At 73.3% G+C, this 487-nt stretch carries 1 protein-coding gene; it reads left to right on the top strand.

Features of this window, described 5'->3' with window-relative positions; translation table 11 throughout:
- Positions 1 to 487: AMP-binding protein (locus tag UK12_RS33075; protein ID WP_045306911.1), on the top strand; the 487-nt coding region annotated here is incomplete at both ends.

Raw genomic sequence — 487 nt, 5'->3', positions numbered from 1 at the left:
GATCTACACCTCGGGTTCGACCGGCCGCCCCAAGGGCGTCGTGGTGAGCCATGCGGGCGTGCCGAGCCTGGTGGCGGCGCAGGTCGAGCGGCTCGGACTGGAACCCGGCAGCCGGGTGCTCCAGTTCGCCTCGCCGAGCTTCGACGCGTCCTTCTGGGACCTGTGCAGCGCCCTGCTGACCGGTGCCGCCCTGGTGCTGGCCCCGTCCGAGGCCCCACTGGAGGCCCTGACAGACCGTCGGCTCCGCGTCACCCACGTGACCCTGCCGCCCTCGGCCCTGGCCGCGCTGGACGGTGCCGAACTCGCGGCCGCCACGCTGGTGGTGGCGGGTGAGGCGTGTTCGGCGGAGTTGGTGGCGCGGTGGGCGTCGGGGCGGCGGATGATCAATGCGTACGGTCCGACGGAGACGACGGTGTGCGCGACGATGAGCGATCCGCTGTCTCCGGGGTCGGGTGTGCCGCCGATCGGGCGTCCGATCGCCAACGCG

Origin of the sequence: Saccharothrix sp. ST-888 (genome assembly GCF_000955975.1) — a bacterium.
Lineage (GTDB): Bacteria > Actinomycetota > Actinomycetes > Streptomycetales > Streptomycetaceae > Kitasatospora.
The sequence above is the reverse complement of the archived record's forward strand: the minus strand, read 5'-3'. Positions and strand labels throughout refer to the sequence as shown.